At 54.4% G+C, this 24059-nt stretch carries 27 protein-coding genes; 15 read left to right on the top strand and 12 right to left on the bottom strand.

Annotated features, from left to right (window positions below; translation table 11 throughout):
- The first annotated feature begins 20 nt into the window (after nt 1–20).
- The 3 genes from GXP58_04240 (at nt 21) to GXP58_04230 (ending at nt 790) form a co-directional block, all read left to right on the top strand.
- The gene (locus GXP58_04240; GenBank protein ID NOY52812.1) at nt 21–218 is read left to right on the top strand and encodes a twin-arginine translocase TatA/TatE family subunit; all 198 of its coding nucleotides are present in this window, start codon (nt 21–23) and stop codon (nt 216–218) included.
- A gap of 49 nt (nt 219–267) precedes the next feature.
- A complete protein-coding gene (locus GXP58_04235) occupies nt 268–555 on the top strand; it encodes an acylphosphatase (GenBank protein NOY52811.1) in 288 nt (95 codons plus the stop codon).
- Nucleotides 556–649: 94 nt separating this feature from the next.
- A complete protein-coding gene (locus GXP58_04230; protein ID NOY52810.1) occupies nt 650–790 on the top strand; it encodes a hypothetical protein in 141 nt (46 codons plus the stop codon).
- A 112-nt stretch (nt 791–902) separates the two neighbouring features.
- Here the strand turns inward: GXP58_04230 and GXP58_04225 are convergent, their stop codons facing one another.
- The gene (locus GXP58_04225; GenBank protein ID NOY52809.1) at nt 903–2279 is read right to left on the bottom strand and encodes a M20 family dipeptidase; all 1377 of its coding nucleotides are present in this window, start codon (nt 2277–2279) and stop codon (nt 903–905) included.
- 268 nt (nt 2280–2547) lie between these two features.
- Here GXP58_04225 and GXP58_04220 point away from each other — a divergent pair, with 268 nt between their 5' ends.
- The 5 genes from GXP58_04220 (at nt 2548) to GXP58_04200 (ending at nt 7174) form a co-directional block, all read left to right on the top strand.
- A complete protein-coding gene (locus GXP58_04220; protein NOY52808.1) occupies nt 2548–2889 on the top strand; it encodes a hypothetical protein in 342 nt (113 codons plus the stop codon).
- A 91-nt stretch (nt 2890–2980) separates the two neighbouring features.
- On the top strand, nt 2981–3688 hold the full coding sequence (gene ftsE / locus GXP58_04215) for a cell division ATP-binding protein FtsE (GenBank protein ID NOY52807.1): 708 nt from the start codon (nt 2981–2983) through the stop codon (nt 3686–3688).
- A gap of 18 nt (nt 3689–3706) precedes the next feature.
- Nucleotides 3707–4609 carry an ABC transporter permease gene (locus GXP58_04210; protein NOY52806.1) on the top strand — a complete coding sequence of 301 codons (903 nt, stop codon included), beginning with the start codon at nt 3707–3709 and terminating at the stop codon, nt 4607–4609.
- 13 nt (nt 4610–4622) lie between these two features.
- On the top strand, nt 4623–5789 hold the full coding sequence (locus GXP58_04205; protein NOY52805.1) for a peptidoglycan DD-metalloendopeptidase family protein: 1167 nt from the start codon (nt 4623–4625) through the stop codon (nt 5787–5789).
- 53 nt (nt 5790–5842) lie between these two features.
- Nucleotides 5843–7174, top strand: a complete 1332-nt coding sequence (locus GXP58_04200) for a S41 family peptidase (protein ID NOY52804.1) — start codon at nt 5843–5845, stop codon at nt 7172–7174.
- Nucleotides 7175–7226: 52 nt separating this feature from the next.
- On the opposite strand, the gene GXP58_04195 is transcribed toward GXP58_04200, so the two are convergent.
- Both GXP58_04195 and GXP58_04190 read right to left on the bottom strand, forming a co-directional pair.
- Nucleotides 7227–8180: a calcium/sodium antiporter gene (locus tag GXP58_04195; GenBank protein ID NOY52803.1), complete on the bottom strand. Its 954-nt coding sequence runs from the start codon at nt 8178–8180 to the stop codon at nt 7227–7229.
- 248 nt (nt 8181–8428) lie between these two features.
- Nucleotides 8429–9658 carry a 6-phosphofructokinase gene (locus GXP58_04190; GenBank protein ID NOY52802.1) on the bottom strand — a complete coding sequence of 410 codons (1230 nt, stop codon included), beginning with the start codon at nt 9656–9658 and terminating at the stop codon, nt 8429–8431.
- A 463-nt stretch (nt 9659–10121) separates the two neighbouring features.
- Here GXP58_04190 and GXP58_04185 point away from each other — a divergent pair, with 463 nt between their 5' ends.
- Both GXP58_04185 and GXP58_04180 read left to right on the top strand, forming a co-directional pair.
- Nucleotides 10122–10556, top strand: a complete 435-nt coding sequence (locus GXP58_04185; protein ID NOY52801.1) for a transcriptional repressor — start codon at nt 10122–10124, stop codon at nt 10554–10556.
- Nucleotides 10557–10632: 76 nt separating this feature from the next.
- Nucleotides 10633–11055 (top strand): rubrerythrin family protein, encoded by a 423-nt coding sequence (locus GXP58_04180; protein NOY52800.1) that lies wholly within the window; start codon nt 10633–10635, stop codon nt 11053–11055.
- A gap of 85 nt (nt 11056–11140) precedes the next feature.
- Here the strand turns inward: GXP58_04180 and GXP58_04175 are convergent, their stop codons facing one another.
- The 4 genes from GXP58_04175 to GXP58_04160 form a co-directional block, all read right to left on the bottom strand.
- The gene (locus tag GXP58_04175) at nt 11141–12415 is read right to left on the bottom strand and encodes a Ni/Fe hydrogenase subunit alpha (GenBank protein NOY52799.1); all 1275 of its coding nucleotides are present in this window, start codon (nt 12413–12415) and stop codon (nt 11141–11143) included.
- The gene (locus GXP58_04170) at nt 12412–13233 is read right to left on the bottom strand and encodes an NADH:ubiquinone oxidoreductase (GenBank protein ID NOY52798.1); all 822 of its coding nucleotides are present in this window, start codon (nt 13231–13233) and stop codon (nt 12412–12414) included. The genes GXP58_04175 and GXP58_04170 overlap by 4 nt, the downstream gene beginning before the upstream one ends.
- Nucleotides 13234–13244: 11 nt before the next feature.
- The gene (locus tag GXP58_04165) at nt 13245–14069 is read right to left on the bottom strand and encodes an oxidoreductase (protein NOY52797.1); all 825 of its coding nucleotides are present in this window, start codon (nt 14067–14069) and stop codon (nt 13245–13247) included.
- Nucleotides 14070–14149: 80 nt separating this feature from the next.
- Nucleotides 14150–15193, bottom strand: coding sequence for a hydrogenase (locus GXP58_04160; protein NOY52796.1), 1044 nt, complete (start codon nt 15191–15193; stop codon nt 14150–14152).
- 375 nt (nt 15194–15568) lie between these two features.
- On the opposite strand from GXP58_04160, the gene GXP58_04155 reads away from it, so the two are divergent.
- Both GXP58_04155 and hypB read left to right on the top strand, forming a co-directional pair.
- On the top strand, nt 15569–15916 hold the full coding sequence (locus tag GXP58_04155) for a hydrogenase maturation nickel metallochaperone HypA (protein ID NOY52795.1): 348 nt from the start codon (nt 15569–15571) through the stop codon (nt 15914–15916).
- A complete protein-coding gene (gene hypB, locus GXP58_04150) occupies nt 15913–16563 on the top strand; it encodes a hydrogenase nickel incorporation protein HypB (protein NOY52794.1) in 651 nt (216 codons plus the stop codon). The genes GXP58_04155 and hypB overlap by 4 nt, the downstream gene beginning before the upstream one ends.
- A gap of 61 nt (nt 16564–16624) precedes the next feature.
- Here the strand turns inward: hypB and GXP58_04145 are convergent, their stop codons facing one another.
- From GXP58_04145 to GXP58_04125, 5 genes are all read right to left on the bottom strand, one after another.
- Complete coding sequence (locus GXP58_04145; protein NOY52793.1) at nt 16625–16978, bottom strand: hypothetical protein; 354 nt, start codon at nt 16976–16978, stop codon at nt 16625–16627.
- Nucleotides 16975–17655 (bottom strand): tetratricopeptide repeat protein, encoded by a 681-nt coding sequence (locus GXP58_04140; protein ID NOY52792.1) that lies wholly within the window; start codon nt 17653–17655, stop codon nt 16975–16977. The genes GXP58_04145 and GXP58_04140 overlap by 4 nt, the downstream gene beginning before the upstream one ends.
- 62 nt (nt 17656–17717) lie before the next feature.
- On the bottom strand, nt 17718–18797 hold the full coding sequence (locus GXP58_04135) for an agmatine deiminase family protein (GenBank protein ID NOY52791.1): 1080 nt from the start codon (nt 18795–18797) through the stop codon (nt 17718–17720).
- On the bottom strand, nt 18790–19623 hold the full coding sequence (locus GXP58_04130; protein ID NOY52790.1) for a carbon-nitrogen hydrolase: 834 nt from the start codon (nt 19621–19623) through the stop codon (nt 18790–18792). The genes GXP58_04135 and GXP58_04130 overlap by 8 nt, the downstream gene beginning before the upstream one ends.
- Before the next feature lie 50 nt (nt 19624–19673).
- Complete coding sequence (locus GXP58_04125) at nt 19674–20114, bottom strand: hypothetical protein (protein NOY52789.1); 441 nt, start codon at nt 20112–20114, stop codon at nt 19674–19676.
- Between the two features lie 424 nt (nt 20115–20538).
- Here GXP58_04125 and GXP58_04120 point away from each other — a divergent pair, with 424 nt between their 5' ends.
- From GXP58_04120 to GXP58_04110, 3 genes are all read left to right on the top strand, one after another.
- Nucleotides 20539–21417 carry a hypothetical protein gene (locus tag GXP58_04120; GenBank protein ID NOY52788.1) on the top strand — a complete coding sequence of 293 codons (879 nt, stop codon included), beginning with the start codon at nt 20539–20541 and terminating at the stop codon, nt 21415–21417.
- A 589-nt stretch (nt 21418–22006) separates the two neighbouring features.
- Nucleotides 22007–22828, top strand: coding sequence for a PEP-CTERM sorting domain-containing protein (locus tag GXP58_04115; protein NOY52787.1), 822 nt, complete (start codon nt 22007–22009; stop codon nt 22826–22828).
- 287 nt (nt 22829–23115) lie between these two features.
- On the top strand, nt 23116–24048 hold the full coding sequence (locus GXP58_04110) for a PEP-CTERM sorting domain-containing protein (GenBank protein ID NOY52786.1): 933 nt from the start codon (nt 23116–23118) through the stop codon (nt 24046–24048).
- Nucleotides 24049–24059 lie beyond the last annotated feature (11 nt).

Below are 24059 nucleotides of genomic sequence, written 5' to 3'. Positions count from 1 at the left end.
GTCATCAAAGGAGGGGATCCATGTTTGGATTAGGCTGGATGGAGTTGGTCATTATCCTGGTGATTGTTCTGATTATCTTCGGTGCGGGGAAACTTCCGGAGATCGGTTCCGGACTGGGAAAGGGAATCCGGAATTTCAAAAAGGCCACGAAAGGTGAAGACGAGATTGATATTACACCGGAAAACGGGGAAAAACTGGAAGAAGAAAAGAAGAAATAATTTCGGTGCACAAAGGGCCCGGCGGAAGGAGTCTCCCGGGGGTTGACAAATGGCGACAAAGGGACAGAGTCGGGTCCATCTGACGATTTACGGCAGGGTACAGGGCGTTTGCTTCCGGGCCGGCACCCTGGACCGTGCCCGCGAGTTGAACGTGACGGGGTGGGTCAGCAACCTGCCGGACGGCTCCGTAGAAGTTGTGGCGGAAGGTCCGATGCATGCCCTTCAGGAACTGATTGTCTGGTGCAGGCAGGGTCCGTCGGGATCTCATGTGATTCGTATTGATGTGCGGGATGAGATGTATGAAGGAGAGTTTGATCACTTTCAGGTGAAGTATTGATGGTTTTGTAAAACGCGGTTCCGGTGGTCAGGCTTTAAGTATTCTGCATCCGGGGCTTTTCTCAACCTCTTAAATTGACGTTAAGGAGAAGAACATGGCATCCAATACAAAAAAGAGAAAGGCGATTCAGGCCCGGAAGGCGGCCAAGCTGGCCCGGCAGAAAAAATCCGATGTGGTGACGGTGGCTTCGAGAAGACGGAGTGAAAAGGAAGCTGCTGTGAATCCGGAAAAGTAAACTCCTCAGGCACAAAGGCACAGAGGGACAGAGTAAAATCAAACGCAAAGGCAATAAGCTTTCACCATGAAGTACATGAAGGGGCAAGACCAAAAGGAATGGAATATCATCTCTAAATGGGTTCCGGTATCCGGCTGATTCGGTTGAAGTAGTGTAGAAAGGTCCGGATCCCTCCCCGGACCTGACGCCATTCGAAATATTCATTCGGTGCATGATACCCGTGTTCCGGCAGCGAGAGTCCGAGAAAAGTAACCGGGACCTTCAGTAACCGGTTCAGGGTAACCACGGCGCCGATCGATCCTCCCTCCCGAATCAGGGCGGGCGGGGTCTGAAACCCGAAAGTCATTGCCTCCACCCCTGCCTGGAAATATTCTCCCGCGGGAGAGGCCAGGTAGGGATCCAGGATCGCTTCCAATCTTACCTTTACGTCTGGATTCCGTTCCTTTACAAAATCCCGCAAAGCGGAAAAGATCTTTTTCGGGGTCTGGCGGGGGACCAGACGCATACTGATCTTGGCCTCCGCCCGGGGAGGGACAACGGTTTTCACTCCCTGACCTGTGTAGCCTCCGGCCAGGCCGTGGACTTCAAAGGTCGGCTTCGACCAGATCGATTCAATCACCTTTGCCGGTTCCTTGAACCGCAGACTCTTCAGTCCGTGGGCCTTTTTAAAAACGGCGACCTTGAAACCCGATGCAAGGAATCCTTCCATTTCCTCACCGCTTGACGTCAGAAGATCATCGTAAAAACCGGGCAGATGCACATCGCCCGTTACGGGGTCATAGCATTGTGCGATGAGGTTGCAGAGTTCCCCGACCGGATTGCGGGCCGCCCCTCCGACCAGCCCCGAATGGGCGTCCCGTTCCCCCGTTTCGAGGGTCAGGGTGGCCGTGAGGAGTCCCCGGATGCCGAAGGGTATGGCCGGCCTGTCCCGGGCGATCCAGACCGTATCGGAGACGAGGATGGAATCGGCCCGGATAAATTCTTTCCGGCTCTTTAACGCAGTGTTAAAATGAGGACTGCCGATCTCCTCTTCAAATTCCCAGACAAAACAATAATTGAGGGGGATCTTCTGCTCCACGGCACATTGCACGGCGAAGTAGGCCGTGAGCGCCGGTCCTTTGTTATCGGTACTTCCCCGGCCTCCGTAGCGGCCGTCTTTCAGCGTCGGCTGAAAGGGCGGGTCTTCCCAGTCCTCCGGCTCCGCCGGTTGTACATCGAGGTGGTTGTAGATCAGGACCGTGGGGGCATCGGGAAATTTCCGGATGTTCCCGATGACCAAAGGATGGCCCTCGGTCTCGATGGTCTCAGTTTGTCCCCCCAGCCCCTTCAGCAGTCCGGCTGCCTCTTCAGCGGCCATTGCAATGTCGCTTTTGTGGGCGGATTCGGCGCTGATCGTGGGAAGGGCCACCCATTTTGCCAACAGGTTCTCAAAGGGTTTTCGGGTTTTTGTAATAAAATCGTTCATTTTTTTTTCGTTGATTTTTCCCATGTTCGGCTTGGCCCCTTCTCTTTGGTCGGCAAATGGTGAATTCCGGTTTATGTTTTCCTGTATTCTTAACGATTCTGAATCATATGAGTTTCGATGAGGATTGTCAATTTTCAATCTTCTCAATGCATTGGATCCGGAGAGACACCATTTTCGGGGGGACTTCGGGGTTTTTATGTCTTGCAACTCCGGATTTATCTATGCTATATTTCCGGAATCCAAGGGATAATTCCGGTTATGCACAGTACGTTGTAAGGGAGCTGAACCACGGATGCTGACGGGGTATAATACCGATTTTGTCTACAAGGACAACAATTTTCATGTCCAGACGGAAGATAACGGTATCAAGAATCCTGTAATTGTAACCCTCCTATATAAAGAAGGCAAGATCCTCTGTTCCCGCAAATTGAGCTATGCCGACATCCTGAAGGCCGATTGCTTGGAGAATGTGATCCGGAACCTGATGAAGGAACAGCACAAACAGATGATCATGGACCTTCGTGACGGCAGGTTTGAAGAAAAAACGAAGGATCCCCAAGCCGCGGAACCTTCGGAAGAAGCAAGTCTGGATGAGATTATCCTGGACTACCTTTCGGACGGTGATGATCCGTAAGTGGTTCTGTTCGTAAATACTGCGCCCTCCAACGCCGCCCTATTTGCGAACGGGGACACTCAACGAGTCCACCCAACCCTGTGAGCCGCCGATGATCCGGATGGTTGACGTACACAAACACTATCAGAAGGACTACAGTGCCCTGAAAGGGGTCTCTCTCCATGTGGAGAAGGGGGAATTTGTTTTCATTACGGGACCCAGTGGCGCCGGAAAAACAACACTGTTGAAACTGATCTACTGTGAAGAGCAGGCCGACCGGGGTGAGATCCGGGTGAACGGACTCAATCTCTCCCGACTTCGGCGCGGCAGCGTCCCCTATCTTCGACGAAATATCGGAGTTGTTTTTCAGGACTTTAAACTGATCCGTTCAAAATCGGTCTTTGATAATATTGCCTTTGCCCTCCGGGTGATCGGGACGACAAAAAAAGAGATGAAACGACGGGCCTGGGATGTCCTGCGGCGGGTCGGATTGCAGCACAAGATCAACAGCTATCCGTTGCGCCTGTCCGGTGGGGAGCAGCAGCGGGTGGCCATTGCGCGGGCATTGGTCAACGATCCCGTAATCCTCATTGCCGATGAACCGACGGGGAATCTCGATGGCGGAGTGGCGGAAGAAATTATGGAGATTCTCAAGGAGATCCATCTGCGGGGGACAACGGTCCTCGTGGCAACTCATAACATGGAGATGGTCAAACGGATGAAGAAACGAGTCATCCGGCTGGAGAACGGCCGTTGTGTTGCCGACTCCACTCTCTCCGATCTTCCGGTGACCGATTCCGCAGGGGTCGGCCGGGTCTGATTCGAGAATAAGGAAGGGATGATGTTTGCCGATCTGGCTTATTTTGTACAGGAAGGCGCCCGGAGTGTCCGGCACAACAAATTCATCAGCATCGTTGCGATCGTGACGATTGCTTTTGCCCTGATGATCTTCGGGGCTTTTCTGATTGTCTATACCAACGTAAGTCACATGACCAACGGCTGGGTCCGGCAGGTGGAGGTGACGGCCTATCTCAAGGGTGGTTTCGACCCGGACCGTGTTGAAGAGATCAAGAAGATCCTCTGGCGCAACCCTGAAATTTCCCGGGTGGAGTTTGTTTCCAAGGAAGAAGCACTGGCCCGTTTTCGATCCGGTCATAAGAAAGCAGCCTACCTGCTGGACGGACTGGAGGGGAATCCTCTGCCGGCGTCCTTTGAGATCGGTCTGTCCAAATCCGCCCGGTCCCAGGGGGCCGTGGATCAACTGGTCCGGAAACTTTCGAGAATCCCCGATTTCGAGGAGATTCAATACGGAAAGGAGTGGACCCGGAGTCTGATGACATTTCTCCATATTCTCCGACTCATCGGGTTGATCCTCGGGGGGCTTCTCGGTGTGGCGATTCTTTTTATTATTGCCAATACGGTGCGTCTCACCGTTTATGCCCGCCGGGATGAACTGGCGGTCATGCGCCTGATCGGCGCCACGAACAACTTTATTCGTGGACCCTTTCTCATCGAAGGACTCTTCCAGGGGTTGATTGGGGCGGTACTCTCATTGATTGCTCTCTTCGGAATCTACTATTACTGGGTCCCGAGACTCACGCACCGCGCGGGGGTTCTGCTGATGCAGGAGATTTCCATCTCCTTTCTTTCCGTCTCCATGCTTTGCTGGATCGTTACGGCAGGGATGGCCCTGGGGCTCTTCGGGAGCCTCATGTCTCTGGGCCGTTTTCTGAAAATCTGAGAGGATGTATGGAGTGAAACGCTCTTCCCGGCCGGTTTGGATGGTCCTGCTTTTTCTGTGGGCGGCGTTGGTTACCGATGTGACTGCCGGTCTCCGGGAGATGGAGGGCCGGATCGACTCGAACAAAAATACTCTGGAGGAGGTTCGGCGTAATATTTCTCAAAAGAAGAAAGTGTTGCGGCGTCTTGCCGGGAAGGAGCAGGGACTCCTCGCCCGGATTGAGGCTATCGACAGGAAACTCGCTTTGAAGGGGGAACAGTTGGAGTCTTATGATATCGCCTTAAAGAAGGTGCGAACGGAGAAGACCCAACTGGGACTGGAGGTTTCGGACCTGAAGGCGGAGTTGGGGCAGTATCAGAATTTTCTCGCCTACAAGGTGTTGCAGCTCTACAAGTATGGCGGATATTCCTATGTAAAGGCAATTTTCTCCGCCGGGAATTACGCCGGGATGCTGAAACGGTATCGTTACATACAGGTGCTGGCCCGGGAAGACAAGAAGAGTATTGATAGTTACCGGGAGGTCTATGCCGCGCTGAAGCGGAAAGAAGCAAAGCTGGCGGAGCGGGAAAAGAAGGTCCTCTCTCTCGAGAACGCCTTCAAGGAGAAAAATAGGGAAATTATTGCCAAACGGGAGGAGCGTACCCGCCTTCTGGCACGGATCCGGAAAGAGAAGGCCTCGCAGAAAGAGTTGCTGAATGAGCTGCAGTCTTCTGCGCGATCGTTGCAGCAGACCATTGAGGAGCTGATCCGTCAAAAGCAGACCCTTGCCGGCGGGTTCGAGAAATATCGGGGGAGGCTCTCCTGGCCCCTTGAGGGGAAGGTGTTGACCCGCTTCGGGAAGCACAAGCATGAAAAGTTCAACACCTATATCTTTTCAAGGGGGATCGATATCGCGGCCGTACCGGGAGCGAAGGTCAAGTCTATTTACAACGGAACGGTACTTTTTGCCGACTGGTTCAAAGGCTATGGACGAATGGTAATCCTGGACCATGGAAAGGGGTTTTATTCGGTCTATGCTCATCTTTCCAAACTGCTCGTCTCCGTAAAAGAGATTGTTGAGGAAGGACAGCCGGTTGGCCGGGCCGGCGAAACGGGTTCTTTGAAAGGGCCGGCGCTCTATTTCGAAATCCGCTACCATGGGGAGCCTCAGGACCCCCTGCTCTGGCTTGCCGGGCGGTAGTTTTTTTACGGTTTTCCGTCAAAGAAGTTCTCTTACCTTTGGAGGTTTCATTCATGAAAAGAAAGTCATTTGCATGGACCCTGTTTCTGTCCCTTTTTATCCTGGTTGTCGTTGGTGTGACCCACGAAAGTGGGGTACAGGCCAAGGGGGAAACCTACGAGCAGTTGAACATTTTTTCCGAGGTTCTCCACATGGTTCAGCAGAACTATGTGGAGAAGGTGGATACCAAAAAACTGGTCTATGGGGCTATTAAGGGGATGCTCAATGCCCTCGATCCTCATTCCAGCTTCATGGAGCCCGACACCTACAAGGAGCTGCAGGTTGATACCCGGGGCAAGTTCGGGGGTATCGGGATACAGATCTCCATTCGGGACAAGCAGTTGACAATCATTGCCCCGATTGAGGACACCCCGGGAGACCGGGTCGGGCTCAAGGCGGGGGACGTGATCCTGAAAGTGGATGACGAGTGGACGAAGGATCTGAGCCTGATGGATGCCGTGAAGCTGATGCGCGGAAAACCGGGAACCCGGGTGACGCTGACGATCATGCGAAAGGAATTCAAAAGGCCGAAGAAGTTCAAGATTACCCGGGCCGTGATCAAGGTTAAAAGCGTGAAATATAAACTCCTTGAAGGAGGAATCGGGTACCTCCGTCTTTCCCAGTTTCAGCAGGACAGCGGGAAGGAGATCGGAAACGGGATGCAGAAGCTCCTGAAGGAGGAGAAAATTCACGGCCTGATCCTTGACCTGCGGAATAACCCGGGCGGGCTCCTTGATGAGGCTGTCAAAGTTTGTGGGAAGTTCCTACCGAAGGGAACCTTGGTGGTCTATACCAAGGGACGGGCGCAGGGGCGTCACGACTACAAAGTGAGGGGGGCCTTTGATTATCCCCGGCTTCCGATGGTGGTTCTGATCAACGGCGGGAGCGCCAGCGCCAGTGAGATTACGGCCGGTGCGTTGCAGGATTGGGGGCGGGCCATTATTATGGGGACCCAGAGCTTCGGCAAGGGGTCGGTCCAGACCGTCGTGCCCTTGAGTGACGGTTCCGGTCTGCGGTTGACGACAGCCAAGTATTACACGCCCAGAGACAAATCGATCCAGAATGTGGGAATTACACCCGATATCGTGGTGGAAGAAAATGTCATTGTCAAAGCGGCGCCGGACGAATTCCATCATATCAAGGAGGCGGACTTGAAGAACCACCTTGACAATCCGGATGTGAAGGCGGCCCCTCCGGCAAAGAAAAAGGAATCCAGCCCTTCCGCGGAGGAAGGCCCTGAGGCGGAAAAGAAGAGCCCCCAGGATTACCAGCTTCAGCAGGCCGTCGACCTTTTGAAGGCCTGGAGGGTCTTTGAGAAGATCAAACCGGCCTTTGCGACGAAGTGAACCCGGTCTTCCGGGCCGGGTCGGAGAACCGTTGGCTTTGCCTGAAACATGTTCAAAGAATGTGATGGAGGCCGAGGTAGAGGATGTACCCGCAGTAAGCGGCAAGGAGGAGTCCTCCTTCTCTTCGGCTGATTTGAAGTCGGCTTCCGGCAAAGGGAATCAGAAGGACCGTGAATGCAAGCATAACGGGGATGTCGAAGCGGAAGAACTGAGGAGAGGAGGGGATGGGATGGACCGTTGCCGTGACTCCCAGCACAAAGAGGAGATTGAAGATATTACTCCCCAGAACGTTTCCGAGGCCGATATCCCCTTCCCCCTTCCGGAGGGCCATGACGCTGGTTACCAGTTCCGGTAGTGAGGTCCCCAGTGCGACGACGGTGAGACCGATCACGGCCTGAGAGATCCCCATCCTTCCCGAAATAGAGACGGCCGCCCGGATCGTCAGGTCCGCGCCGAAAAAAAGGAGCAGTAGACCGAAGGTGAGTGCGCCAAAGCTCCGGGGGAGTGAGATGAACTTGCCGGGAGGCAGCCCCGGCGGCAAGGCATCGCCCCGTTGCCGGGCGGTGCGGATGCAGTAATAGACAAACAGAACAAAAAGAACAACGAAAAAGAGGCCTTCTCCTCTGCCGATCCGGTGATCCCGGGCCATCCACCATGTGATGGCGGAAATCAGCAGCAGGAAGGGGATCTCCTTTCTGATCAGGCTTCCCCGGACCCGGATCGGGCGGGTCAGGGCCGCCGCGCCGAGAACCAGTCCCAAATTGCAGATATTGCTCCCGATGACATTGCCCATGGCCAGATCGGTCTTTCCGTGGAGGGCGCCGACGAGGCTGGCGGCGAATTCCGGGAAGGAGGTCCCGAAGGAGACGATGGTTAACCCGATGACGAGGGGAGAGATCCTGAAGTGCACTGCGATGGCGGAGCCTCCCTCCACCAGCCGATCGGCGCCGTAGACCATCAGAAACAGGCCGAGGACGAACAATGCAAAGAGGAAGAGGAAGGTCATGGCGGCTCCGTGAAATCTTACCTGTGGAACGTAGTCGATTTTTCATCCGGAATTTAAAGGTCGTAAAAAGTCGTTTTCCGGATTCCGTTCATGGTTCGACAAGCTCACCACGAACGGAATATCAATCACTTACACCGTTCGCCCTGAGCATGTCGAAGGGTCGAACGGACTTTTTACGACTTCATCAAAGAGGGAGGCCTGGATTGCCGGGCCTCCCTCTTCTTCATCCATGCAGGTTATTCTATCCTTTAGATTTCACTGAACCGTTTCGTGAATTCCCCGGGGCTCATCTTTGCCGTCTCCGCCAGACGGGTCAGGGTCTCCCCTTCAAAGTCCTCGGGATTGAGGCGAATCATGTAGCGCCGGGCCGTCTGATAGATCTCGGAATTGATATCGGCCGTGCGGATTCGGGTCTTCCCGGTTGCGGGATCGGTAATCTCGGCAAAGGGGATCGGAGCGGTCTTGCCGTCCTTGAAGAGGACCATGGCGCCCGAGCCTCCGTCGAGGAGGAAACGAATGGCGCTGTATCCCAGATTTCTTGTATACTGGCGGTCGAAGGCCGTTGGCGGGCTGCATCGGAGTTCGTAGCCGATATCCTTGGCCACGATCGTCATCTTGACCCCCATCTCTTTCAACTCCTTGCCCACTTCGTTTTTAAGAACCGTTCCGAAGGGGATCTCGGCCAAGCGGATATTTCCGTGCTCGTCGCGGGGGGCGTCCTTGACGAAGGAACAGGACTCCGGATCAAGCCGGGCCGCCACCCCTTCGGCGATGACGGCCACGCCGTGGTCCTTCCCCTGGGAGAGCCGTTTGATGATGGCGCCTTCCAGGATATTGAGAACCCGCCGGAGAGAAAATTTTTCACCCAGCTCTTCGGGGATGAGGGTCATCGTGGCGCCTGCACCCGTTCCCATGCCGAGGGCGAGGTGTCCTGCGGATCTTCCCATGGCGATCACGAAGTACCATCGTGCGGCGGTCCTGGCATCCTCCATCAAATTTGCGACCAGATTGGCGCCGACCTCCCGGGCGGTTTCATAGCCGAAGGTCGGGACCCCAGGCGGTAACGGCAGATCGTTGTCGATGGTCTTGGGGACATGGCAGACGGAGATCTTTCCTTCGGCCGCCTTTTCCACCCGGCTGGAGGTATAGGCCGTGTCGTCGCCGCCGATGGTCACGAGGTAACGGACGCCGAGTTCGGTGAGAGCACGAACGACATTGGCCATCTTTTCCGGACTCTTCGTGGGGTTTTCCCGGGAGGTCCGAAGGATCGATCCGCCCTTCAGGTGGATACGCGAAACATGACCCAGGTTCAGGGAAACGGTGTGGCTTGCGTCCCCCTTCGAGAGCCATTTGAACCCGTCCATGATCCCGATCGCCTCTCTGCCCTGATTGATCGCTTCAATGGCAACGGCACCGATCACTCCGTTGATTCCCGGAGCCGGACCGCCGCCTACGACGATTGCGACTTTTTCAGCCATCTTTCAGCCCTCCTATAATGCTCATTACGAAATTTACAGCGAAATATTTTCTGTTTGGTAACGGTTCAGGTTACTTCTATTTTGTTGCAGGACAAGGCGTTAGGAGCGCAAAACCGGAGGCGCATAGGTTCATACGTTGAGGATTTGAGCACCGCAACACCCCAAGATCCAAGATCCCTTATTCATCAGAGCCGCTGAAAGCGGCAAAGATAAATCTAAGGCGGGGCACGCCGAAGGCGTAACCAGTCATGCGGAAAAAGAGAGGCGACCTGAGCCGTTAGTCTGTTTGTATCAAATGGTTCTCTTCCTGTCAATGGTGAGAAGGAAAAATCAATCTTTTCAAAACAATAGATCTATACAGTACTAAAATTATTATCATAATTATTTTGCTTGACAATCAAAAACGCGACTGGTATGATTCAATTAATCATGAAACGTTATTAATAAAGAGAGTTTTTTGATTATGTTGAAAGTAGTTGATTTAATAAATGATTTCCGTGAGAAGGGGCGCCGGGTGACACCTCAGCGGCTGGCGATCTTCAAGGCCCTCGAAGGGAATATCGCACATCCGACGGCGGAGGATCTCTACCGTCTCCTTGTGGCCCGGCATCCGACCCTGACCCTGGCGACGGTTTACCAGACCTTGAAGATCCTGAAGGAGGACGGAGCGCTTATGGAACTTCACCTGGCGGGCGACCGGCGGCATTACGATCCGGAGACGACGCCCCATTCCCATGCGGTCTGTACCTCCTGCGGGACCGTGGAAGATGTGATGGACGAGACGGTCCTGCCTGTTCCGGAAGGGAACGGGAATTTCGAATTCACCGGGTACAGGATTTCCTACTATGGACGCTGTGCGGACTGCCGGGGTTCGGGAAACCATCAAAACCGAAAGTAAAGGAGGTGATGACGAGGAGGGAAAAATTTTTTTATCATTCATTGCAACTGTTTTTATCATTAAAGGGAGAGAAAAAATGAGCGAATTGGTCAATGAACACACGATCGGGGTTGCCAAAGGTACCGTAGTGGAAGAGGATGTAATGGCGAATTTCAAGGGAGAGACCGCCGAAGTCGGGCTTTATCTCGCCATGGCCCGACAGGCCCAGCGGGAAGGTTATCCCGAGGTGGCCGTTTCCCTCCGGGAGATCGCCATGGACGAGGCGGGCCATGCGGCGCAATTTGCCGAATTAAATGGATTGATTTCCGAATCGACGAAGGAAAATATCGAGAAGATGCTGAAAGGGGAGCAGATGGCCAACAAGGGAAAGCGCAAAGCCGCAGTCCTGGCCAAGGAGAACAATATCGACCCGGCCCATGACTTCTTCGATGAATCCTCCCGGGATGAAGGACGGCACGCCCGCTCCCTGGAAGGGCTACTGAAAAGATACTTCGTGTAATACCCCCCAACTACCCCATGCCTCCCTGCGGTATTGCCGCAGGGAGGCTATCCTTCCCTTCGCTGTGTCAGTTTCAAGAAACGAATTAGTGAACGGAACAGGAGATGCAGGGGTCATAGGCCCGCACGAGCATCTCGCAGAGTTTTCTCACCTCCTGATCGTCTGAGCCTTTTTTCACTTCCTGTTTGACTAGTTCGGCAAGGTCGTAGTGGATGTTTGCATTGTTCTGCGTGGTTGGAATGATACAGTTGGCATGGGTGATCATTCCCTTTTCGTCGATGTTATAGTGATGATAAAGTATTCCCCTGGGCACCTCCACCGCACCAATGCCGACTCCGGCCTGCACCTCATAGCGGCGGCGAAGGTCGTTCATGCCGCCGTCCAGCATTTCGTCGATAAGGTCCAGGGACTCGGCAAGAGCATGAAAGCACTCCACAAGTTGCGCGATGTTGTTCATGTATGGGTTGTAGTTCATCGGCTCCAAACCCAGGGTTTCCGCAACCTCTTTTGCCTTGCCGTGAAGGAGATCGTAATTGTTGTTGAGGCGGGCCAGCGCCCCCACGGCAAAGCTGTCTCGGCTCAGTTTTGTGAATTTCGATGTGGAAAAATTGACCTGATACTCATTGCTCATCGCCAGATATTGATCTTCAGGCTTGATGACGCCGTCCGAGGAGACCAGGTCCCCGCCGATCCAGGGATAGGTTTTGTCACCCTTCAAGGAGACAAACTCGGTCTCTCTTTCAAAGTCAGGAAGGGCCAGCGTCTTGAAAAGCTCCAGCACGTCTGCGGCGTCCCTCATCCGGTCTTCCATGGTCTTTTTGAGTTCCGCCAACTGCCGCTTATCCGGGGCCTTGCTCACCCCACCCACTACCAGACTCACCGGATGGGTGGTGCGGCCTGCAATGAGGTCACACATGGAATTGGCCATACCCTTGAGTCTCGCAGCTTTGGCCACCAGGTCGGGATGGGAATCCACCAACGGAATGACACTCCCCACATTCAGGAAGTCCGGCGCCACCAGAAAGAGGAGGTGTAGAAAATGGCTCTGCAGCGTCTCGCCATGTTTGGCCAGAAGCCTGAGTTTCTGCGCGGTCGCCGGGACCTCGACATCCATCGCACGCTCCACCGCCCTGAGCGATGCCAATGTGTGGCCGATGGAACAGATCCCGCATATTCTTGAAGTCAGGGTGGGAGCGTTGTCATGGGGCATCCCTTTGAGAATGGCTTCAAAAAAACGAGGTGTTTCAACGACTTCCCATTTTGCCTCCACAAGACGACCGTCTTGCACCTCAATCCGGATATTCCCGTGACCCTCGACTCGTGTCACATGATGAACATCGATGTTCATATTCACTTTCATGCTCTTACCCCGCTGAATGCGTTAAATGTTTTGATTCTCTTCTGGATCAAGGAGGCGATAGTATCTTTTGCCGGTCCTTCGAAGGCATTGAAGAACTCGATCTTTTTTCGGATCTCAGCTTCAGTAAAGCCCTTGTCGACAACTACATCGATAAACGATTCATAATTTGCATCATCTGCGGGACCGCGGCAGCCCCGGCAGCCGACCTTGCCCGAGGGACAGACCGCTCCGCATCCTGCAAGTGTGATCGGCCCCAAACATATCTCCCCGAAATCGAACAGGCAGGTGTTGAGTTGCTGCCGGCACTCCACGCAAACCGGATATTTGGGCATCCGGATCTCCGCCCCGGTGACCAGAGCGATGACGATTCTCTCTACCTCCGCCTTGGATACCGGACATCCCGGAATTTCCAGGTCCACCTGTACCACCTCTTTGAGGCTCCTGACTTTTTCGGTTTCGATCTTCCGGTCTCCGTAGACCTGCCGGACAACATCCTCTATCGGGAATCCGTTCTTGAGATGATTCACCCCGCCGCAACAAGCGCAGGAGCCCAGCGCAACCAGGATTTTGACCCGGCCCCGGATCGCTTTTAAGCGTTCCACTTCATCCTGTCTGGAAATGCATCCTTCAATTAAAGCAATATCGTACGCATCGCTTTTGTCCGATGAGGCTTCCCTGAAATTGACGACTTCGAAAAGGGACAGGAAGTCGACTAATGTTTCTTCCTTGTTGACCAACTGAAGTTCACATCCCTCACAACCCGTAAAATCAAAAACTGCGAGCCTGGGTTTGACAATATCGATTCCGAGATACTTCAAGACCGGCCTCCTTAAATGGCTTCTTTTAAATTCATGACGGACCAGTAATCAAAAACCGGCCCGTCCACACAGGTAAAGGTGGACCCCACCATGCAGCGACAGCATTTTCCCATACCGCAGTGCATTCTCCGTTCCAGGGAGACAAACATGTGATTCATGGGGATGCCCAGGTTGTCCATGTGGTTGCAGACGAACTTAAACATGACCGGTGGACCGCAGACAATGGCATAGGTGTTTGCAGGGTCAATGGTGATGTCGTTGAAAAGTTCGGTGATCATTCCCGTGTTGCCTTTCCAGTTCTCATCCCCCTTTTCCACGATCGTCAGCATCCGGATATGATTAATCCGTTCCCACTCTTCATACTGATAGGTGAAAAGCATCTGCCAGGGCTCCTTGGTTCCGTAAAGGATATGAACATCCCGGTAATCGGAACGGTGGTCCGTGACCCAATAGATCGGAGCCCGGAGAGGGGCGAGACCGAGTCCGCCTGCGATCAAAAGAAGATTGTGCCCGACCATCTGTTCCATGGGGAATGCCGTGCCGAAAGGACCGCGAATGCCGACCCTGGATCCGATCCGTGCTTTATGGAGCATGTTGGTGGTCTGCCCCGCTTTTCGTATACAGAGTTCCATGAACTCCCGGTTGTTTGGAGAACTCGAGAGGGAGATCGGGACCTCGCCGAAGCCGGGGACCTCGACCATGACAAACTGGCCGGCCCTGAAAGAGAAGAGGTCACGTTCGGCAGGATCGAGAATCCTGAGATGAAAAAGTTTTTCCATGGGCGTTAGCTCGATCATGTTAATGATCTCGCATTTATAAACCTTGTCCGTTTTCATGACAACGGTTTTGAGATTGTACTGGGGCGGTTGGGTCATAAAGGGTTCAAGATTGATATCTTCCTTCTTGATTTTGTAGCTCATTCTTCGCTCTCCATTCTCAGGTCGTTGATGACATCCCTGGGGTTGATGCCGGCCAGACAGGCACGGCCGCACCGGTTACAGCCCACACAAATCTGCTCGTCTGCGTTCTCGGCAAACCCTCTGTAGTGATGATAAAACCTGTACTTGAGACGATCCTCTTTCAGGGGCCTGAAATTGTGCCCTCCCGCGACTTCGGCAAAATCCACGATACTGCAGGAGTACTGCACTCTTTCCTTGCGTGATCGTTTCAGATTTACCTCAATGTTTTCCTCAACGCCGTGGCAGTAACAGGTGGGACAGACCATGGCACAGGAACCGCAATTCAAGCACTTGTCCCCCCATTTTTTCCAGACGTCCGATTGAAACTCGATGTCCATGAGGGCGGGAAGCCCGGTCACCTCTACATGGGTGCGAAATTTTTTCTTCAAATACTTCCGCCGTTCAATATATTTCCTGTCGTCTTCCTTCCCGGGATCCGAGGTCTTTACATTCCGCAGAAAGTTGAAGGCCTTGGAGGAGTTGATTGTCAGATAATAGCTTTTTCCGATGTCCGTGCAGTAGAGATTAAAACCGTGCCGCACCACATCCTGGTTCAGCGATTTACAGAAACAGTCGTCCAGAGGTTCATGGTCCATGCCGATTAAAAAGGTGTTCTTCCTGCGGGCAATATAATGGGGGGACGGGAAGTTCCCCTTCATGAATATCTTGTCGAGCTTGGTCAGGGCGTTAATGTCACAGGCCCGCACCCCGACGATCACCCTGGGATGCACGTGGTATTCGATGTTCTGCTCCCAGTCGCTGTTGGAATAATCGAACCGGGAAAGCTCTTCCCGGAAGGGGAGATAAAAATTTTTGATCGAGTAGTCGGCCTGTGTGTAATCCAGGTCCATCTCGTCAAAGGAATTAACTTCTTTGAATTGATAGATGGGGTTGCCCTCTCTGTCGGAATCCACAAGCTTGGGTCCGATCGTCTGGTTCTCGCGGATCAGTCCGGACACAAACTTCCTGAATTCACTCTTGGTGATCACTTTATAGATCATGGAAAGTCTCCATTACAAAAGAGCCGGTTTGCTATGGATGATATGTTAACGATATCATCGTCTTCAATGATTTGTGAAACGGCTGTTCGGGTAGTTCGTGATGGCTTTTATCCTTTATCGGTAATAATGGAAAAAAGTTGAGCGTCATCCGTCTATTTCCATCAGCTTTCCGGTCCTTATCCGGGCTACAGGGGATTTTGTCTATTGAAGCAACGAGGAAACATGTTAATATAGGCCTATTCGGTGACGGCTGACTCGTCCATGTCGGGTTTGCCCTTTGACTGTGGACTGTGATGCCGCCCCGGCATCACTCAAACTCATGAACGGTATTCTTCCGGATGAAGAAGGCGCTCCATCGTTTTCAGGAGACTTGCCGTGCACGAACTCTCTATCGCCAGGAACATCCTTGAACTTGTCGATGCCACCTGTCATGAACAGGGCTATTCCGGGGTGGAGACCGTCCGGGTGAATGTGGGAAAGGCTTCAGGAATTATGACGGACGCTCTGGTCTTTGCCTTCAACTGTGCGAAGGACGAGACACTTTCGGTAAATGCAACCCTCGAAATCCATGAAATCCCCGTGGGCGGCCGCTGCCGGGAATGCAATTCGGATTTTATCTCTCAGGAGACGATTGTCCTGAACTGTCCCCGGTGCGGTGGCGCGGCGTTTGAGATTACGACCGGGCATGAACTGGAAATTTTTGAGTTGGAGGTGGATGGATGAAGGTCAAGATGGTCAAGAAAATTCTGGAAGCGAACGACAGGATTGCAGCCGGCAACAGAGCACTCCTTGCAAACCACAAGGTAGAGGCCGTCAATCTCATGTCCGCACCGGGCGCCGGCAAGACCACCCTTCTGGAGAAAACCATTCGTGCCCTGGACGGCAGGGTCCGGATCGGTGTGATCGAAGGAGACATTCAGGGCACCCATGATGCCGAAGTGATCTCCGGACTTGATGTTCCCGTTGTCCAGATCAATACCGGCGGGGCCTGCCACCTGGATGCCAATATGATCAGCGACATGCTTCAGGAGATGCCCCTGGACGAACTCGACCTCCTGGTTATTGAAAATGTGGGGAACCTGGTCTGTCCTGCCGAGTTCGATGTGGGAGAAAGCGCCAAGATCATGCTGCTGAGCATCACTGAAGGGGACGACAAACCGCTCAAGTATCCCCTGATGTTTCAGAAATCCGAAGTCCTGATCCTGAATAAAATCGACCTTGCCCCGTACCTGGATGTGGATATGGAAAAGATCCGGTCCGATGCAAAAAAATTGAACCCGGACCTTAAAATATTTGACCTGTCCGCGAGGAACGGGCAAGGTATGGAGGACTGGTGCCGGTGGCTTGAAGATAAGGTCAAAAGCCGATAACGAAAGTCGACCGATCCCCGGATGTCTCCATCGGTGATGCTTGCCGGAATGAATTGTACTTTTACACGGCCGCCAGCTTGATGAAATAGAGCCTTGCCTTCCCGTCCTTATAATGTCCCCGTTTCGTGACGGAATGGGTCCGGGCATCGTAGCCGACAACCTTCATCGCATAGTCTTTCCCCTCTTCCAGGGAAAAAGCGCGGGCCTCGTCGTTATCACAGGCCGTCGCCAACGCATCGATCATTGCTTCGCCGCCGTTTTTCCCCGTGAGGTCGGAGACATAGACCGCTCCGCAATCGCACTGTCCGGAGGGAAAATCGCTCAAAGGACGAAGGGTATTCTTTGCCGGTTTTGCGATTTTTTTCCTGCAAAAAAGACAGAAGGCCTCCGGGGGTTGATGGGACGGACGGTTCATTCCGCCTCCCGTCTTGGAACGTGGGGCTCCAGTTCCTTTAACAGTGCGGGATCTACTTCAAACCCCTGGGCCAGGGCGAGCCCGCAATGTTCCACGGCTTTTCGATAATCTTTCTTGTGGTAATAGGCCGTGCCGAGGTAGTTCTGCATCAGCCCGATTTCCGGCTGAATCGCAAGGGCCTTCATGCAGACCTCAATCAACCGGTCATAATCCTCCTGTTTCAAATAGGCCATCGCCAGCTTGACATAGGCGTCAAGAAAATTTGTGTCGATCTTGAGCGCCTTCTCACATTCGGCGATCCCCTCCTCAATCCGTCCCTGCTGAATATAGACGTAGCCGAGATTACTGTAACTTACGGGAAAATCGGGATTGATCTCAATGGCCTTTTCCATGAGGGCGATACTTTCCTTTTCTTTGTTTAACTGCAGACAGATTCCGGCCAGGTTCAGGTAGGGTTGCACCAGCTCCGGTTTCAGTTCAATTGCTTTTTCGTAGGCGGAAACGGCACGATCAAATTCCTGATACTGGGCATGTATCAAGCCGAGGTTGTAATAGGTTTCCGCTGAGTCCGGATAAAAACTCAGGTATTGTTCATAATTGTTCAACATCCTTCGATATTCCAGTTCATCGCCTGTGGGGGGGAGATTACACGGGTTTTCAGGGGTTTGCTCATTCATAATGAATTCCTTTCCGTCTGTTTGAGGTTGGTTTTCATCAAAACACAGATTGATAATTGCTGTCAAGAAAAAGAGGAGGGGTTTTCCTGCACTCTTCGGGCGGGTTCCTGGAGGCTGATGCAGTGGATGGCACCGTAGCCACGGACGAGGTTCCGGCAGTCGATTTCCCGTGCCTGCCGGCCGGGGAAAACGCTGCCGATGATTTTCAGTGCCTGAGCGTCGCAGGGATGGCCGAAGGTCGGGACCAGAACCGTCCGGTTCCCGATGTAAAAATTTGCGTAACTCGCCGGGAGCCGGTCTCCTCCTTGCTCCACCCGGCCGGGGGTGGGGAGGGGGATAATCCGGAGGGGGTTTCCCATGGGTGATGTTGCCGCCTTCAGGCGGCGCAGGTTCTCCTGCAGGATCCCGTGGTTCTCATCCCCTTCGTCGGTCTCGACGACGGCGACGACCGTGCCGGGGGCAACGAAGCGGGCGACGTCATCCACGTGGCCGTCCGTGTCGTCCCCTGCGATCCCCCCCTTGAGCCAGATGATACCCTCCACGCCGAGAAAAGATTTCAGTCTGTGTTCGATCTCCTCCCTGGATAAACCGGGGTTCCGGTTCGGATGGAGGAGGCATTGTTCCGTGGTAAGGAGCAGCCCTTCCCCGTTGACCTCGATGGAACCCCCTTCGAGGACCATCCCGGGGACGAAACGGGGCATGGGGAAGAGTTCCCCGATTCGGGCGGGGATCTTCGTGTCTTCCAGGAGTTCCGGGTATTTCCCGCCCCAGCTGTTGAAGGACCAGTCGACCATGGCCGTCTCCCCCCTGTCATTGCGGACGAAGGTGGGGCCGTAGTCCCGGATCCATACGTCGCCGTAGCCGGCTTCGATCAGCCGGACCTGTCCGGGTGGGATGCCCCTCCCACGCAGGCGGCGCTCCACCTCTTCCCTCAGGGCGCGGTCCCGTACGAGAAGGCGGATCTCCTCTTCCCCGGCGAGGGCTTCGATGATCTGCAGGTAGGTCTCTTCAACCTCCCGGAGACAACCGGCAAAGGTATCGGCATCATGGGGCCAGGCAAGCCAGAGGGCGGCATGGGCCTCCCATTCTGCGGGCATCCGGTACCCGAGGGAGCCGGGGGTCTTCGGGGTGATCTCAGTCATCTTCGTGAGTCAGCTCTCCGTAGAGGGCGGGTCTCCGATTCCGGAGGAAGCCCCACCCTTCCCGGACCGTTTCATTCAGAGAAAGGTTAAGGTGCGAAACCAGGACTGCCTCCTCCTGCTCCGGCGCACGATCGAGCACCTTCCCGAAGGCGTCGCAGGCGAAGGAACCGCCCCGGAAATCGAGTTCCCCTTCAGTCCCGACGCGGTTGACGGCGGCCACATGGATCCCGTTGGCGATGGCATGGCCCCGCTGGACCGTCTCCCAGGCATCGTGCCAGTCCCCCTCCGGAGGCGTTTCTCCCCGGATCCGGCCGATGGCCGTGGGATAGAAGAGGATATCGGCCCCCTTCAGGGTGCAGATTCGGGCCGCTTCGGGGAACCACTGGTCGTAACAGATGAGGACGGAAAAGTCCGCGTACCGGGTCCGGTAGAGGGGAAAACCTGCGTTGCCCGCCGTGAAATAATCCTGTTCGTAGAAACAGGGATCCTGCGGAAGATGCACCTTCCGGTAGGTGGGCAACAGGCTTCCGTCGGCATCGAGAACGCAGGCGGCGTTGTAGTAGCGGCCGCCGTCCTTCTCGAAGAGAGGGACGATGATGACCGTTTCCAGTTCCCGGGCGAGGGAGGAGAAGACCTCCGTCGAGGGGCCGGGAATCGCCTCGGCCAGGTGCGCGACGGAACGGTTCTGTTCCCGCGGGAAGTAGGGCATGCGGAAGAGTTCCGGAAGACAGATGACCCGGGCGCCCCGGTCCGCCGCCTCGCGGACCTGCTCTTTTGCCCGTTCGAGATTGGTGCCGGGATTACCGGCGATCTTCATCTGGATCATCCCGATGGTGACCGGTCTCTTTTCCCCCCCTGTTCCGGCCTGCGATCTTTTCATGATTTCCGGAAGAAGTGTTTCCAGTAGCGTGTGCTGGAGAGAATCAGGGCGGCCCCCATAGCCATGTAGATCACGGCAAGGTATGGTTTCGGAAAGCTGGAATGGCGCAGCGTAACCCCCATGGCAATCATGATGAGGATGATGATGTAGCTCTTCCAGGGCTGGAAGGAGAAGAGGCATCTTTTATCCCGGACGGGAAGGATCCGCCCGAGGTTCCGGTTGACGATCCTCGTCAATCCGAAATGGTGGATGAACCAGGAGAGGACGAGCCCCGATCCGCCGAGAAGGTAGGCGGCCGTTCCCCCGCGGGCCGAAAGCCACACGAGCGCAAAGGAGACCAGCATGATCCCTACGCCTGACCAGATGAACCCGGAGATCAGGAGGAGTGTTCTTCGGTCGGCCGCCGGTTTGTACCGTTCCATTAAACTAACATTCATGAGGCACAGTATAACGGGATCGTTTAATGTTGTCAAAGTGGAAAAATTTTTCACAAAAGAGGAAAAACATTTCATATATTCGATTTGTCGAATAGCGGAATGAGCCGTTGTCGGTCTCTTGTGGTATAAAATAATTATTTATGTTATCAGTGGGTTACCCGGTTTTTCCCCCAACCTGCCTTGCTCCGGTTTGGATTGGCACGGAACCTGCTTTCATTAAATACGGATAAGCGGCCTCTGCGGAGAACGCAAACAAGGGGTTTGATGCTCCACCGGAAAGGAGGTGGTAAACGTCGTTATAAAAAACGAATTCCTGTCGGCAAAAGGGGTCGGTTGGGGACCGGCGCCTCCGGAAAAAGGAACGCGGCTTCTCGGGGGGAAATCATGTAAAAGGGGGTAACTCATTAGAGAAAAGGGAAAACTCATGAAGTTATACAGTATAAAACTAAAGATTCGGAATGTCGTACTCCGCTGGATGGCGGTGATCGCAGTTTTCTGTCTGTTCGTCCCGGCGGCGGCCTTCGCTACGGGGCTCACCAACCTTTCTTTTGAAACCGACCTGTCCGGCTGGACCGCTTCCGGCAACGTCCAGCGGATCAACCCCGACTACCATAGCCCGGATAAAAATATTAGTGGTCAGACCGGCTATTTGGCAACCGACGGCAGTTGGTTTGCGCTCCTATCGACCAGTCCCGACAGCTTTGTGAACGGGATGCCGCCGGGTGTGGATTCGGGGTTTGACCGGGACGGAAGCGGCGCCGACGAGTTCGACATCGCCACTTTGAGCCAGTCTTTTACGCTTACGGCCCCCTCCACTCTGGCTCTCGACTGGACTATTGCTACCAGTGAGTTCGATGGATGGAGTACCGCCGGCCTTGCCGATATCGCCGAGATCCGCCTCCTGCCTGCCGCGGGCGCTCCGATCTCCCTGGTTCAGTGCTCCTTGGACGACGGCTACAACGATGGTTCCTTTGCACCGCTATACGCCGGTGACTTCAGCGGCATTTCCTGGACGACCAGCGATCCCACACTTCCGGCGAGCAGCTTTTACGACGGGACCTATCTCGGCGGGTTCCAGACGGTCACCAGTTCTATCCTGGGCGCCGGCGACTACACCCTGGAATTTTTTGTCGGAGATGAGGGGGACGGGAGCTTCGACACCGGCCTGATCGTGGACAATATCCGGGTCAGCGCCGCTGCCGTACCCGAGCCCTCCTCTTTTTTCCTGATCGCATCCTTCCTGCCGGTTCTCGCCGGTCTCCACCGGCGTCATCATCGTTCCGTAAAGGCCGCCGGTGCATAATGCTCCGGTCGCTTGCGTATTGAGGATCTGAGAGAATCAGGGGGCGGGCCTTCGGGCCGGCCCCCTTTGTTTTGTCTGCATCCGTTGTGGAGCCCGCACAATCGTGCATCCGCACAAATAGTGGGAAAATCTTTTCACAAAAAAGGAAAATTATTTCATATATTCACGCTATCGAATACCTGCATAACCGGTTGACGGGCTGTCTTGCTCCGAAATAAGTCCCTTCTTTTCATCATGTTATCTTTTTATTTGTTCTGGCCGCTCATTGGGTAGAATTGGCATGTAACCTGCAATATGCTGCTGTATATGGCCGCATAAAGTTCCGGCCGATCGTGGCGTGCAGTATCAAACCGGGGGGGAGTGATTCGTGCTGCAGCCTGAGGAACATGAAAATGGAGACGTTTTAGTTCGTATTGAAGAAAGGAGGTACCCAGTCGATCTAATGACGGGAATTGGGAGCCGTTGATGATTGTCATCTGAAAGGGTTGCAAATTCCTGTCCGCAGAAAAAGGGGGGCCGGGGGCGGATGCCTCGGGCGCGATTGTTCAAGACCGTTTTATAGGGGAATGACATCATAGGGGGGAAGTTTATGAATCTTTGCAAGGGGAAACTCCGCCTGTCGGCGGAGGTTCCGGTGTGGCGGCACACCATCATCATTCAACACTTAAAAACAGCGGCGGTCGCCGTTGTCTTCGGGCTATTCTTCATCTTGGCGGTTGTCCCTGCCCATGCCACGCCGGTCGCCTGGACCGACGGTACCTACCACTTCAACATCGTTCCGGGGAGTGTGGATGGAATCGCAAGTGATCCATATAACGGTGGAGACACGGGGAGTAGCTTTAACTTCCAGCATTCCCTGGAATGGGCGATTCCGGGCGGCACGATGGATATTGTAATCAGCGGAGGGGGTACGACGGTGACGATTCCTGCGGACACCTTCCTGCCGGATACGGTCCCGGGAACACTGCTTGGGACGGTCGACTTCCGCGACCACTCCACTGAGACCGGCGACGCCAACCAGTATACCATTCCGTGGAATAGTTTCTTCGAGCCGGGCGGCACGGTGACCGGTGACGGCGAGATGCACGTGGTGATGAATAACGCCGTCTTCATCCCGCAGAACACCGGTCTGGATAACAGTATGCCCTTACGTCTCTGGACCGCCCCGTGGACCTCTCCGACCAATGGCAGTTACAACTTCGCCTACAAGGTGGACGGCCGTCCCTTTGACGGTCAGAGCCTGCGTCTTGTCGCCACGGGCAATCGGATGCCGGGAAGTGGGTTCGATACTCTCTCTTACCAGATGGTTCTTGAACTCCAGCTTGCGACGGTTCCCGAGCCCGGCTCGCTGGTGCTGTTGGGAAGCGGTCTGGCAGGACTTGCGGTCTTCTTTCGTCGTCGCGGGGTGTGACGGCTTACGGCAAATGGGCAAAATGATCTTATATCGGGAAAGGGGGTGATTCATAAGATTTGCTGCGGAAGTTGAAGTCAAATATCGTGATCATCTAAATATGAGGGGGGTGAAGAATGACCGACAAAATGGTTCCAACATAAATCGTACTTTTACAATGGTTCAATTTTACGTTATGTTTCCGGCAGGTTCACAAATCTGCTGCCTGCCGGAAAGGGGGAAGCCGGAGGCATTCGCTCCCGGCGGGATTATTGCAGGGGAATGACATCATACAAGGGGGAAACATTATGAAATGTTATGGGTTAAGGCTCCGCCTTCTGGCGGTTGTCTCAATGATTTGTATCTTCGCTCTTCCGGCGATCGGCCGGGCCGACACCTTCTCGGTGCTCAATGACGGGATCGGCGTTGCTCCCGGAACGAATATGCCTAATGACGTATACAGCACCAGTCCGGACGGCGCCCATCTCTTCGATACGCCGCTCGACGGCACCAACACCGTGGCGTTGACGCCGGCCGATCTCGGATTGTCCGCGGCCGACGAGATCGACGCCCTCTCCTTCGGGTTTGACAGTGCTGATCCCGCAAGCATCTACGACGTCTATTTCTCGGTGGATGCGAACAGCCAGGGCGCTTCGGGCACGGACGTGGCATGGAAGGCCTCGACCAGTCGGCAGATGGGGACGCTTTTCGACGCCAACCCGGGCCAGCTTGCGGGGGTCAACTTTGCGGATACTTATGGTGAGGACTACGGTCTGAACGATAGCGCTTACGGACAGAACAATGATGATCTCGATGCCGTGGATCTCGGTGCCGCACCTTATGTTCCGGGTCAGGACGGGGATGTCTACTTCTCCCTTGCCGGTGATGGGAACATCTATCTCAACAGTCTTGGTAACATCTTCCGGACTGCCGCGTCGCTTGGTATTGAGCAGGGACAGGACTTAGACGCGCTGGCCATTGATGCTGTTACGGGAGATGTTCTGTTTTCGCTGGCTTCCGCCTCCGGCTACGGATCGGCCGCGGACCTTTTTCTGAACAACACCTCGAATGTCGCCATCACGGCCGCGGACCTGGGTCTGTTGTCGAGCGACAATCTTAACGCCCTTACCACCACGGCAATGGTTCCCGAGCCTTCGTCCCTCGTCTTCCTGGCGACCGGGCTTTTCGGCCTGTTGGGGCTTCGTCGTCGTGCAGGTGGGAAAGGAGGGCACCATGTGTAAAATGAAAGGAG

Source organism: Deltaproteobacteria bacterium (assembly GCA_013151235.1).
In the GTDB taxonomy this organism is placed as follows: domain Bacteria; phylum CG2-30-53-67; class CG2-30-53-67; order CG2-30-53-67; family CG2-30-53-67; genus JAADIO01.
This window is presented reverse-complemented; position numbering and strand designations above follow the sequence as displayed.

Coding starts and splice junctions, on each gene's coding strand:
- GXP58_04240 (NOY52812.1), top strand. CDS start 21: ATGTTTGGATTAGGCTGGATGGAGTTGGTCATTATCCTGGTGATTGTT.
- GXP58_04235 (NOY52811.1), top strand. CDS start 268: ATGGCGACAAAGGGACAGAGTCGGGTCCATCTGACGATTTACGGCAGG.
- GXP58_04230 (NOY52810.1), top strand. CDS start 650: ATGGCATCCAATACAAAAAAGAGAAAGGCGATTCAGGCCCGGAAGGCG.
- GXP58_04225 (NOY52809.1), bottom strand. CDS start 2,279: ATGGGAAAAATCAACGAAAAAAAAATGAACGATTTTATTACAAAAACC.
- GXP58_04220 (NOY52808.1), top strand. CDS start 2,548: ATGCTGACGGGGTATAATACCGATTTTGTCTACAAGGACAACAATTTT.
- ftsE (NOY52807.1), top strand. CDS start 2,981: ATGATCCGGATGGTTGACGTACACAAACACTATCAGAAGGACTACAGT.
- GXP58_04210 (NOY52806.1), top strand. CDS start 3,707: ATGATGTTTGCCGATCTGGCTTATTTTGTACAGGAAGGCGCCCGGAGT.
- GXP58_04200 (NOY52804.1), top strand. CDS start 5,843: ATGAAAAGAAAGTCATTTGCATGGACCCTGTTTCTGTCCCTTTTTATC.
- GXP58_04195 (NOY52803.1), bottom strand. CDS start 8,180: ATGACCTTCCTCTTCCTCTTTGCATTGTTCGTCCTCGGCCTGTTTCTG.
- GXP58_04190 (NOY52802.1), bottom strand. CDS start 9,658: ATGGCTGAAAAAGTCGCAATCGTCGTAGGCGGCGGTCCGGCTCCGGGA.
- GXP58_04185 (NOY52801.1), top strand. CDS start 10,122: ATGTTGAAAGTAGTTGATTTAATAAATGATTTCCGTGAGAAGGGGCGC.
- GXP58_04180 (NOY52800.1), top strand. CDS start 10,633: ATGAGCGAATTGGTCAATGAACACACGATCGGGGTTGCCAAAGGTACC.
- GXP58_04175 (NOY52799.1), bottom strand. CDS start 12,415: ATGAAAGTGAATATGAACATCGATGTTCATCATGTGACACGAGTCGAG.
- GXP58_04165 (NOY52797.1), bottom strand. CDS start 14,069: ATGAAAACGGACAAGGTTTATAAATGCGAGATCATTAACATGATCGAG.
- GXP58_04160 (NOY52796.1), bottom strand. CDS start 15,193: ATGATCTATAAAGTGATCACCAAGAGTGAATTCAGGAAGTTTGTGTCC.
- hypB (NOY52794.1), top strand. CDS start 15,913: ATGAAGGTCAAGATGGTCAAGAAAATTCTGGAAGCGAACGACAGGATT.
- GXP58_04145 (NOY52793.1), bottom strand. CDS start 16,978: ATGAACCGTCCGTCCCATCAACCCCCGGAGGCCTTCTGTCTTTTTTGC.
- GXP58_04140 (NOY52792.1), bottom strand. CDS start 17,655: ATGAATGAGCAAACCCCTGAAAACCCGTGTAATCTCCCCCCCACAGGC.
- GXP58_04135 (NOY52791.1), bottom strand. CDS start 18,797: ATGACTGAGATCACCCCGAAGACCCCCGGCTCCCTCGGGTACCGGATG.
- GXP58_04130 (NOY52790.1), bottom strand. CDS start 19,623: ATGATCCAGATGAAGATCGCCGGTAATCCCGGCACCAATCTCGAACGG.
- GXP58_04125 (NOY52789.1), bottom strand. CDS start 20,114: ATGAATGTTAGTTTAATGGAACGGTACAAACCGGCGGCCGACCGAAGA.
- GXP58_04120 (NOY52788.1), top strand. CDS start 20,539: ATGAAGTTATACAGTATAAAACTAAAGATTCGGAATGTCGTACTCCGC.
- GXP58_04115 (NOY52787.1), top strand. CDS start 22,007: ATGAATCTTTGCAAGGGGAAACTCCGCCTGTCGGCGGAGGTTCCGGTG.
- GXP58_04110 (NOY52786.1), top strand. CDS start 23,116: ATGAAATGTTATGGGTTAAGGCTCCGCCTTCTGGCGGTTGTCTCAATG.